The 11,143-nt window shown below is 32.8% G+C and carries 14 protein-coding genes; 6 read left to right on the forward strand and 8 right to left on the reverse strand.

Annotated features, from left to right (window positions below; all coding sequences use genetic code 11):
• Nucleotides 1-155 precede the first annotated feature (155 nt).
• From NSS97_RS29590 to NSS97_RS29605, 4 genes are all read left to right on the forward strand, one after another.
• Nucleotides 156-398 carry a hypothetical protein gene (locus tag NSS97_RS29590; RefSeq protein ID WP_341115177.1) on the forward strand — a complete coding sequence of 81 codons (243 nt, stop codon included), beginning with the start codon at nt 156-158 and terminating at the stop codon, nt 396-398.
• A gap of 34 nt (nt 399-432) precedes the next feature.
• Nucleotides 433-738 (forward strand): barstar family protein, encoded by a 306-nt coding sequence (locus NSS97_RS29595; RefSeq protein WP_341115179.1) that lies wholly within the window; start codon nt 433-435, stop codon nt 736-738.
• A 129-nt stretch (nt 739-867) separates the two neighbouring features.
• A complete protein-coding gene (locus NSS97_RS29600; RefSeq protein WP_341115181.1) occupies nt 868-1,458 on the forward strand; it encodes a DUF3967 domain-containing protein in 591 nt (196 codons plus the stop codon).
• A 202-nt stretch (nt 1,459-1,660) separates the two neighbouring features.
• Complete coding sequence (locus NSS97_RS29605; RefSeq protein WP_341115182.1) at nt 1,661-1,987, forward strand: hypothetical protein; 327 nt, start codon at nt 1,661-1,663, stop codon at nt 1,985-1,987.
• Between the two features lie 258 nt (nt 1,988-2,245).
• Here the strand turns inward: NSS97_RS29605 and NSS97_RS29610 are convergent, their stop codons facing one another.
• The 7 genes from NSS97_RS29610 to NSS97_RS29640 form a co-directional block, all read right to left on the reverse strand.
• On the reverse strand, nt 2,246-3,127 hold the full coding sequence (locus tag NSS97_RS29610; protein ID WP_341111275.1) for an IS3 family transposase: 882 nt from the start codon (nt 3,125-3,127) through the stop codon (nt 2,246-2,248).
• Between the two features lie 8 nt (nt 3,128-3,135).
• Nucleotides 3,136-3,432, reverse strand: a complete 297-nt coding sequence (locus tag NSS97_RS29615; RefSeq protein WP_002135468.1) for a transposase — start codon at nt 3,430-3,432, stop codon at nt 3,136-3,138.
• Nucleotides 3,433-3,524: 92 nt separating this feature from the next.
• Nucleotides 3,525-3,875 (reverse strand): hypothetical protein, encoded by a 351-nt coding sequence (locus tag NSS97_RS29620; RefSeq protein ID WP_341115184.1) that lies wholly within the window; start codon nt 3,873-3,875, stop codon nt 3,525-3,527.
• A gap of 32 nt (nt 3,876-3,907) precedes the next feature.
• The gene (locus NSS97_RS29625) at nt 3,908-4,159 is read right to left on the reverse strand and encodes a hypothetical protein (RefSeq protein ID WP_201054108.1); all 252 of its coding nucleotides are present in this window, start codon (nt 4,157-4,159) and stop codon (nt 3,908-3,910) included.
• On the reverse strand, nt 4,143-5,090 hold the full coding sequence (gene prgP, locus NSS97_RS29630) for a ParA superfamily DNA segregation protein PrgP (RefSeq protein ID WP_341115185.1): 948 nt from the start codon (nt 5,088-5,090) through the stop codon (nt 4,143-4,145). Before prgP ends, NSS97_RS29625 begins: the two co-directional genes overlap by 17 nt.
• 1,908 nt (nt 5,091-6,998) lie before the next feature.
• Complete coding sequence (locus NSS97_RS29635) at nt 6,999-7,565, reverse strand: plasmid pRiA4b ORF-3 family protein (protein ID WP_341115187.1); 567 nt, start codon at nt 7,563-7,565, stop codon at nt 6,999-7,001.
• A gap of 751 nt (nt 7,566-8,316) precedes the next feature.
• Nucleotides 8,317-8,457: a hypothetical protein gene (locus NSS97_RS29640; protein ID WP_341115189.1), complete on the reverse strand. Its 141-nt coding sequence runs from the start codon at nt 8,455-8,457 to the stop codon at nt 8,317-8,319.
• 260 nt (nt 8,458-8,717) lie between these two features.
• Between NSS97_RS29640 and NSS97_RS29645 the strand changes: the two genes are divergently transcribed.
• Together NSS97_RS29645 and NSS97_RS29650 are read left to right on the forward strand one after the other, a co-directional pair.
• Nucleotides 8,718-9,428, forward strand: coding sequence for a hypothetical protein (locus NSS97_RS29645; protein ID WP_341115190.1), 711 nt, complete (start codon nt 8,718-8,720; stop codon nt 9,426-9,428).
• A 16-nt stretch (nt 9,429-9,444) separates the two neighbouring features.
• On the forward strand, nt 9,445-10,767 hold the full coding sequence (locus NSS97_RS29650) for a relaxase/mobilization nuclease domain-containing protein (protein ID WP_341115192.1): 1,323 nt from the start codon (nt 9,445-9,447) through the stop codon (nt 10,765-10,767).
• A gap of 70 nt (nt 10,768-10,837) precedes the next feature.
• Here the strand turns inward: NSS97_RS29650 and NSS97_RS29655 are convergent.
• A partial coding sequence (locus tag NSS97_RS29655; protein WP_341115194.1) for a DDE-type integrase/transposase/recombinase occupies nt 10,838-11,143 on the reverse strand: 306 nt, incomplete at its 5' end.

Consider the following 11,143-nt stretch of genomic DNA (forward strand, 5'->3'; position numbering starts at 1 on the left):
GGAACGGGGATTTTCACTTATTTCAAGGGCTGGAATTGGCTATATTGTAGTTCAAATGATTCTGTTGTTTATGCGATTGCTAAAGTAATATAAAATAATATTAGAATAAATGTAAAAACCGTATAATAAGAGGATAAAAAAAGGAGGTGTGACGAGTGATTCGCGCTTTTAAAAAAGTATTTTCTGAGAATTATATAGCCCTGATAACTATTCTGGCACCTGCATTCCTACTTGTTGATTATAATAACCTAAAATTTATGGACTATTTCTATATTGCGACAGTAATAATGGTTTTATTATCATTTTTATATTATGTAACAATGAATTATCGCCATGAAGAACTTAAGAAAGTACTTATGGAACGAAAAAAAGAAAGAATACTTCTCGAGGAAAGATAAAATATAAGCTCAATATTTTAATGGGGTGTATAAATTGAGTAATGAACGTGAAGCGATTATGGTCATTGATGTAAGCGACATCTATACTGTAAAAGAATTACATTTACTTCTTAAAGAGAAGCTTGAGTTTCCTGACTTTTACGGGGAAAATTGGGATGCCTTTTGGGATTGTATTACAGGATTTGTGTTCCCTTTGCCAAACAAAATGATTTTTAACGGATGGTCAAAGTTAGAAAAAAGGTTACCGAGAGATACAAAAATAATGAAAGAGTGCCTTTTTGATTGTAATGAAGCGCATAGAAAGAAGCCTGAATGGAAAAGTGAATTCTTATTTAATTAAATAACAGGAAATATATATGATGTGACTAAGAATCTTAATACAGAATAAGAAGCCCTAATAGGGGCTTTTTTATTTGCAGGAATTTCTTAACCATCATGGAATATTGTCACTAGGAGGTGTTGTGACGCTATGACGGACGAAGTTGTTTATTCCGCTAGTGAAGTATACAAAAGGCTAGGAATAAGTGATAGCACCCTAAGAAAGTACATGGAAGTCTTGCAGCGAGAGGGATTTGCAGTAAAGAAAGATAAGCGCGGCAGGCGGGAATACTCAGAAGGCGACATTATGGTGATTGAGAGATTGATTGACCTTAGTAAGCATGACGGTATGACGCTAGAGAAAGCAGCGAAGATGATTGCGCAGCAAATAGAAAAAGTTAATCCGAATATGATTAAAGAAGAACCTGAGGAAACGAGTTTAATACCATTCCACATTCAAGAACAGCTCCAGCAACAGTACAGCGTTATGGCGCAAGAAATGAATCAGGGTATGTTAATGATGGAGAAGCGATTAAGTGAGCAGGCAAAGCAAAGTAACGAGGAAATTAAAGCGAGTATAGAACAGCATAATGAACGAGTGGAAAAACGATTAGAAGCACGAGACGAGACACTTATGAAAACGCTACGTGAGATGCAGGAAGCAAAGAAATTAATGAAGGAATTTCGGGATGAAGTTGCCGCTGCGAAAGAGAAGAAGAAACCGTGGTGGCGATTTTGGTGAGGTTAAGAAGAGGTATCTCCAGCCAGAATAGGAGTGTGTAAAAATAGAGTTGTAGAAAAGCAAAGAGTGGATTCCTTGTGAGAGTAGGGATTCACTTTTTTCTTGCTACCGATAATGAGACACTATACCTGACTTACATAAATATCCTATTTGTTCAAATTAATTCTTACTGATGGTACAATTAAATCCATGGAGGGGGATTATGGGAATTTTTTATGTAATAACACTTTTTCTTATATTTGGCACTGCAACATTTTTATTTATCAAGTCTGGTTCACCAAAAATTAAAGATAAAAACCTATCATTGATAATGGTCTTTCTAAGGATAAATCTAATCACAATTCCAATGGCTTATTTGGTAGGTTCGTTTGTTTCTTATACAAATGAGGCGGCAACAGAATTTACATATAATAATCCACTTTATTTTTGGAAAGGATTTTTCTTCATTCAGACAATACCGCTTTTCATACTATTTGTAGCTTTGATATGGTGGTTTATCCGTAAGGGCAAAGAAAAAATCGGCACATAGAATTTTAAAATGACTTCCGCTAACGAAAATTATGTAAATGAGCTAGTGGTGGTTCTAGAAAGGGTTTGTACAGCACATAAAGAGAAGCAGGAGTATTTGTTTTTTCTGCTTGAAATAAAAAGATACATTTATCTAAAGATACAAAGATAAAAGGATAAAAAGATACATTTATCTTTAGATACATAACAACAAATAAAAAAGAAGCATCCTAAAAAATGCAGTGACCCCTGTCAAGTAGACAGTATTTAAAAAGCGCAACTAAGCAACCTGAGTTCTATATTTATATGGACTCAGGTTATTTAATTTCTTTTGAAATCTTTGATGATTATAAAAGTGCATATATTTACGCACGGCAAGTTTGACCTCATTCGCTTTATGGAAGGAGTGTAAATGAAAACACTCTGCCTTAAAGTGACTGAAGAAGTTTTCCATACAAGCATTATCCCAACAGTTGCCTCTTCGAGACATACTTGCCTTCATCTGATATTTTTTAAGTAATTGATTATATTGACGAGATGTATACTGGGACCCTTGATCACTATGTAAGAGAATTCCCTTCACATTTCGTTTTTTCTTTGCCTTTTTCAGTGTATCTAACACAAGTTTCAAGTCGTTTCTACGACTGGTTTCATAGGCAACAATTTCATTATTGTATAAATCCTTAATAGCGGATAAGTACAAGCGCTGTCCATTGAAAATCAAATAGGTAATATCGGTTACCCATTTCTCATTCGGTTTTGAAGCTTGAAACTCCCTATTTAGATGGTTCTCTGAAATCACATAAGCTTCTTTTTTTCCGTAATAAGGTCGTTTTTTCCTAATTACGGCTTTGATACCTAGTTCACTCATCAATCTTTGGATGCGCTTATGATTCAAATAAAGGTTATATGTGGCTTTCAGCCACACTTGTATTCTTCTATATCCATAAATTCCTCTTAATTTTTTATGACACGCCAATATCTTTTTCTTAATTTCGATATCCTCTGATTGTTTTTTTGAAGGCGTCGTATGCCGTTTTATCCATTTGTAGTACCCACTTCTGGTTACACCAGCAATATCGCATAGAATAGTCACTGTATAACCTGTTTTTGTCATTTCATGGATGACTTCGAATTTTTTCGTTTTGGATACGACTTTCATTCCTCCTTTTACATCCCTAAGAGCTTTTTTAACATTTCATTTTCCGCTTCTAATCGTCTGATCTTAGCTTCTGGATCTTCGGGTCTAACCCTTGGTCTACCTAAACCTGGTCCTTTCGCTTTACCGCGTTTTTCTTCTAGTCCTTTGATTCCTTCAGCTTCAAAGTGTTTCACCCAACGACTTACAACCGAGTGATGAATACCTAATTCTTTCGCAATGGTTTTATAACTCATGCCTTCTTTTAAGTATAAATCTATAGCTTGTTTCTTAAATTCTACATCGTAAGTAACTCTAATTTTTCCCATAAAAAAATCCCCTCCATAGTAAACAGGTTAATGTGCTTTCTTTTTCCTGTCTACTATAAGGGGATCATATCAAACAAGGACACTTCTGTCTTTTATTTATTTTCTAACGTCTCGTAAAGACGCTTGTACATATCTTTATATGCTTTAGAATGTCGATTTACCAGCTGAGTATCTACATAACTTTCAACAAGTATATCAATGATGTTGTTAATTGATGTTTTATCCATACACTCTTGTTCCTGAATAAATGGTTTAAGAGTATTTAGCTTTAGCAAAACGGCTGGTGAAATTTTAGCAGTTTTAGATGGAACTAAACGTTGATCTGGTTCCTCTGGTGGCTGTATTTCCTTTTCTGTGCTAGTTTGATCGTTTTGAATAGTTAAATCCGAACTTTCCACAATAGGTGTTACAGTTACTACAAAAGATTTACTTTTATTTTCCAAAGGTACCACTCCTATTTAGTAATCACGTAAAGCTATTTATTGTTAGATGTTATGTTTTTCAAAATACGTTGCTCGCGCTCTGTTAAATTATTAGTGATGTAAAACTCTAAAATTTCATCAATAAATTCGTAATTTTTCATACTTTTCATTGTACAAATTGTTTTGATTTTACTAAATGATTCAGGTGAAACTTTTATGTTTTTACGCTCGTGAGCTTTCATTGATTCCTTTTTGGGGCTGCTATCAGTTTGAAAATTTCTTTCTGTATTAGCTGATTGCGTTATCTTCGGTTCTTGCGGTGTTTCCCTTTTGATTAAAGCCACTTATGTCAATCCCCTTTCCTAATTTCGTCAGTTTGTTGTCCACTAAATACTTTTGAGTATATCTATATCCAGCTTCTATATCTCCCTCAGTTTCGAAAAGGCGAATTCTTTCTTCTAACTCACAGAAAATGTCACAGAATAAAGCTAGCATTCTCTTATCATGATGATCTTCAAATTGTAGTCCGATTCGTGGATACCATTCTAATCGGGCATGGTTATTTATAATCGTATTAAATACATTTTCTTCACCGAAAGTAGCGATGGTACTCTTTACGATTTCTTTATGTAATGCACGTTTTTGTTGAAGCAATACAGGAAGTACCCCAGCAACTTGCATTTTTACAAGAGATCCGAAATCATCAACTAGTGTTTGAATGTATTCAAAAATTAAACGTTGGCTTCCTTCGTATGAAAATTGTTGTGTTTCTTGAACAACTATAATGTAGTCGCTTGCTACCATAGCATTATCCACTTTTAAATCTGTTGAAGGTGGAATGTCAATGAATATGTAGTCATAGTTATATTTGATTTTTTCTAGTAATCTAGAAAGATAAAAAGTCCTGTCTTCAATCGTATTAAATGTTTCAATTAAGAAATCAGTGTATTTCCTCATATCATATCCACATGGGATCATATCTAGATTTTCATGCAGATTCACAATACCTTCTGTTAAGTCTCCATCTTCAAGACACTTCATTAATGTTTTTTGCATTTCGGTAATATTAAATGATTTCGCTAAGAATGTAGTACCGTTCCCTTGAAGGTCAGTATCAATAAACAAAACTTTCTTATTAAAGATTAAAGAAGCCACAAGAGATTCCATACACGAATCAGTTGTTTTTCCAACTCCACCTTTTTGTTGGGCGTTGATTATTACGTATCCTTTTCTCACAGGAATCGCTCCTTTTAAAAATGTAATATAATTGTAACAAAGGATAAATGTATCTTTTTATCTTTTCACTCTCGAACTGATAATAACATGAGCTTGTACAAAAAGTAAAAGGATAAATGTATCTTTTTTTGTGTTTAATAGTTAACCATTGTTTTTCGTGTACGAACTAATTTACGAGAAACGCATAAAAACAGTGGTTGTGCGTGTATCTTTTTATCTTTGTATCTTTTTATCTTTGTATCTAAAGATACTCAACGTTCGTGAAATTATCTTTGTATCTAAAGATAATTGTATCTTTTTATCTTTGTATCTTTTTATCCTCTTTCTTAGTTTAGTAATGCGATTAAATGAGGTTTTAGGAGTATTTACAAACAAAAAAACTTGCTGTAAGTTAGTACACAACAAGCAACATTCTACAAAACAAAACATAATTTGATATTTTACATAAACGAAGATCCATAGAACAATTGAATATGAACAAAAACAAAAAGCCACTCCCATATGCTATCGGCTACCAACCTATAGCGGGAATGACTTTTCTAGCTAGTGTACCACCACTTGGCTAGAATGAACTGTATTAACCCACAGTGTTTACGTTTAAGTAGTGAACCAACACTAACCTTAAACAACTATGCCTTTTCACGAGGCTTCTTTGATATACCCATTTTATCTATTGTTTGGATAAATATCAACTAGTAAATACTAGTTTTGATTATTTTGTAGTCCAAAAGATATATAACGGGCATCTCTAAACCTAGAAGTCTTGTGAACGTACAGGCCATTTAGGAATTTGGGATGTCCTTTTTGTTTTTTGTTCGCGTGGAATTGCCTGATACCACGTTAATAAAAACTGATAAGCCGTGATTCCGTGCTTCTATTATAGAGGGAACGTGTTACGGCGTGGCTAGCTGTTGGTCGTGCAGGGGGTACAGAGTATGCGCCTACAAAAACAGCACCCCTCATTGGAATCCTGTTCTTCTGATGAGGGTGGGCGAGAACTTGCCCAGGGACGATTCTCTAAAAGGTTCGGGTGGTTATCGTTAGCATTACGGTGCTAGGGAGTACATTCAGTTTGTCGTGTAGGGACGATATTACAAGGACAAGCCATAGAAAAAGGATGTATGCGGTGAAGATCGCTGAGTGAACAGGGTCTATACATACGGATACCTTATAAGTGACCGCATGGCGAAAACAAAGACGCTTATCCATCTATTTTGAATGATTACTTTTTTTGTAGTCTTTCAAAATAGGGGATAAATCTGCCTTCCAGCCGTGTTCCATAATCGTTCCCACATGATAAAAAACTTCAAAACCTCCAGTCAACATTAAATTCGAAGAAATGATGAAAAAATTTGAGATTGTTTAATACCTGGGGGAACTACTTGCTAAGATAGAGGAATAAATATAGGATTTACTACTTACTTGGTTAGAGGATAAGGGGATGGATAGTTAGAATATACCTTATTTCGGAATTAGGTTTTATCAATCAGATATAGTACGTGAAATTTAATAAGTTAAATATTTGTTTTATACAGTCAACGTTTTATTCTACAATTGAATAGTACATTAATATCTAAGGGGAAGATTCTATGACTAATAATCTTATAGGGGTCACCATATCATTTCGGGAAAATTGTACGCTAAGGACTACAAAATCCTATCCTTACAGTATTTTTAAAGATAAATACATGTTCAGAAAGATAACAACCTAAGTTTAATTGAACATTGATTTGTTTACAGACTTTATGAACATGACTATAGTCAGAAAACGTTGATATTATTGAGTTTTACCATCTGTTCATAAATATAGAATTTTCTGGACACAAAAAAGACCCTAATCTGTTGCATAGCAAAAAATCAGAGTTTTTTTCAAATCTAATATAAAAGAAACTACCATTTATTTATGATTCAATCACAATAGGCTAATCCTTTATTCACTTCTTGTATATCGAAGAAAGAAGGATCAAAATTCAATAAGTCCCATTCCGCATACCTCTTATGTTGTGGATGTGAAGCATCTTTTATCGCTTCTAAAAATTCAAGATATCCTGGAATACCTCCAATATCCTCTAGTGGAGCTGCATTTTCGCCGCCTATGCATGTTATTTCATCAGAATTTTGATCGAATACATCTTCAACTTGAATCTGGAGCAACCAATGGTCTCCAAAGTCATATACATATTGAAAGATTTGACCCTTCTTTTTGATTTGTTCAAGTAGCATGGTTCTATGAGCACGTAGCATTCGAGATGGTGTTGTCTGTTCCAACATCGAAAAAGAAATGCTCGAATCAGGCGGATCCGATATAGCATATTTTCCTACAGTAAATTCAAATAAATGTTGGTTCTCCCACTGAAATAAGCACTGAATTACATCATGTAAATCATCAAAAGTTAATTTGGCAGGTAAAATAACTTTTCTCCAAATAGGGAAAGGACATCCCACTAATTCTAAATGTAATTGATAACATTTCATTTTTGTTTCCTCCCGTCTGAAGTAATGACATATTTCTCATTTTCATCGAAATCATGAGAAATAGATAGTAAAAATCAATCGAAGGAATCAAAAATTATGATAGTTTACAAAGAATGCACTGAAATGTGTCTAAAATAGGGGTACGACAATGATTCTTTCTTTTTCGGGCCACTTGTAAAAAAAATTTGAAATGTATGATAAAACGATGATTTCTAGGTAATTAGATTTGAAGTCTTCGAGAACGTTTTCTTGAAATATGTTCCGTAAACTTATTTTCATCACTGTTTACAGGTGTTCTGTAAACAAACCTTGTCAAATTCATCTAAAAAAGTTAACGGAATTCTAGTTCTGTTAACTTAAAATAGCGAGTGGCCCCAAAATGATATGGTGAGGCCTAAAAGGAAAACCAAACATGTACTTAAAGTTAAAAAATAAACGAACCCATAGGGGTTCAGCCGAGATACGTGTAAAACTAGGTCATAGTAATACATTTTTTACCAAACGTTGTTTATCGGTGATATTTGTAACATAAACGTTCGTTTTTGTTACGTTTTGTATTTGGAAATACGAAATATCCTAACCGTTGAACTAGCTGTAACAAAATACTGTATCAATAATAATCCGTAAACATTATTATTAAAATACCTTTTTGTTACACGATAATCAGATAATGGAAATAAAATACAGCCTATGACCCAAAATTACATGTATCTCGGCTGAACCCCCATATCGGAAAAATGATAATTCTCCTCTAAAATAAGGGTTCTGGTTCTTTATTTTCCATTAACTTTGTCAATGCTTCTAAAATACGTAATAAAGTTTGCTCCGATAATTTTAAGGTTTGTGCTACGACTTCTATTGCGATTTGTGTATTCTCATCTACAGTCACCATTTACATATCAACGCCCTTATAAAACATTTAGAATATTATCCCATATATTGATGAAAGATGATATAATATTCAGAAATAAATATTGAGGTTTTAGCAAAGGGCAAGCTACGGGTTTGTCATGACAAACCCCAAAAACTACGTTTTTGACTTGGTAGGAGATTCCTACGACCTTTACAAATATAAATAAGCGATTTTTTGCAAAATCACTTATTTATTTGTTGTCGCTTCGCTCGATTTTTTTAAAAAAAGGAGTGTGTATTATGGCTAAAAGGAGAACAACATATTTGCAAATGTCTTTAGAACATGAGGAAAAAGATTATATAAAAAATAAAGCAACTGAATTAGGATATAAAAATGTTTCAGCATTTCTAATTGCTAGTGCAAAATCATTTTTCAAACTTGAAGTGGATATGAAAGCTTATAGAGATTTAACTAAAGAAATAAATTATATTGGAAAGAATATAAATAGCTTAATTAGAAGGATCAATACAGACGGAATTTACACGGATAATGATATTGATTTCCTTAGAGTTAATCAGAAGAAAATCATAAATATTATGAATACAGAATATGACCGATTACTTGATTTAAAAACCAAGTTTAATAGCGATAGCTTGAGTAAAAAGCAAAAGGAAAAATTAATCAAATCACTATCGGAAAATCAAATAGAGATACCAAAGAAATTAGTATTAGAAGAAGTGTATGAGATGATAAAAGAAGATTTTGTTTATATTATAGAATGTATTGAAAACTCGCCTGAACAAGGTAAAGGAGTAACAGAATATGTATGGCAATATTTATATGGTGATACGCTATACAAGTTAGATGATAACCAATTAATAAAATTGGCCGATAGCATTTTTATTTTTGCACAGAAATTGAAATTTAAGTTATCCAAACTCGATAATGTTTTTTCGGATGATGATTGGTTTGAACTGAAAGATATATTAGATGAATATGAAATTTATTAATTAAGGGCTGATTACAATGTCTATTATAAAAATACAAAAAGTCAAAGACTTGAAAGCTGTCATTAATTACAGTATGCAAGACCACAAAACAAACGAGGGATTAGTTACATCTTATGAGTGCTCTATTGAATCAATAGAGAGAGATTTCAAAGGTATTTTATTTGACTACAATGAAGAGAATAAAAGTAATAAAAACGTGAGTGCTAGAATGATAATACAATCGTTTGATAGTGACGATAATTTAACGCCAGAGCAAGTTCATCAATATGGAATAGAGTTTGCTGATAATTATCTGAAGGGCAATCATCAATATACAGTAATTACACATACAGAAACAGATAATTTACACAATCATATTATTTTCAATGATATTGATTTTAATAACTTAAAAATGTTCGATTCCAAGCGTGTAAATTCTTTGGATAGATTACGTGAAGAAAATGATCGAATTTCTGAAAAATATGGTTTGTCGATAATCGAAGAAGGAAGAAAAGGTAGAAAAAAATATTTAGCTTTTAACGAATATGTAGCTAGATCAAAGAAGAAATCCTTCAAAGGAAACTTAGAAGAAACAATTGATAAAAACATATCAAAATCAAATTCGTTTGCTGAATTTTTAGGCTTCATGCAAAAAGAAGGATATGAGCATAAACAAGGAAAATATCTATCGTTTAAGAATCCGAGGTCAGGGAAGTTTATGCGTACTAAAACAATGGGGTTTAATTACCTTGAATCCTCTATCAAATACAGAATAGAAAACAAAGGTTATTCACCGATCAACACAAGTATAATTAACAGACAATGGATAGATAAATCACAAGAGAAATTTAAAAATAATAAGGGGCTTCAAAAGTGGGCTACCAAACAAAATATTAATTACTTAAATGAATTAAGCTCTAAGCTATATAATCTAAATGTTTCACTTACGGAACTTGATGAAATTGAAGCAAATAAGGAAGCGTTAATTGACAGCTTTGAAAAGCAACTTTTAGGTATTGATAATGAAATTTTTAGATTAAAGAAAATGAAGGGCTGTTTCCAAACTTATAAAAAGAGTCATCCTTTAATCGTGGCTTATAAAAAAGCTGAAAATAAATTGGCATTTAAACAAGAGCATTATCATGAATTTAAACAGTATGATGTTGCCAAACGTGATATGAACTATCTAAAAAAGAATTATGATATAACTGATGAAGCTGAATTGCATTATAAGTTGTCATTAATGACAAAGGAACGAAATTTACTTTATGGAAGTTTAGGAAAAGGAAAAGGTGTAGAAATAGAAAGACAAGAGCAACAAAGACAGCAGCAACAACGTAAAAAAGAAAATGAAAGATAAAAAATTAGGTTCTGGTGCAAAAATAAAATAAAAGAGAATAAAGCGCATATATTCCTAACGGAATCGTATCTTATGCTGCAAGTCCAAACAATTGATGGATGAATTCTTTCTGATTTTGGACAGACTGGTCCCGTAAATCAAGCTGTTCTTTTTTAATCATATGCATGGCTTCTACTCCAGAAAGAATGGATGTAGCTGTGTCAAAACATTTGAACCCTAGCATAGAACGGATTCGCTTCTTTATAAAGCGATGATCTTGTTCTACTATGTTATTCAAGTACTTTTGTTGTCTAAGTTGCATACCATCAGGTATGCTTTTTTCTTTTTTCAACTGTTCAATTGCTATAGGATAAGCCGGGTTCTTATCGACTGTTAT

The sequence above is a fragment of the Bacillus sp. FSL R12-0074 genome, assembly GCF_038005725.1.
Taxonomy (GTDB): domain Bacteria; phylum Bacillota; class Bacilli; order Bacillales; family Bacillaceae_G; genus Bacillus_A; species Bacillus_A mycoides.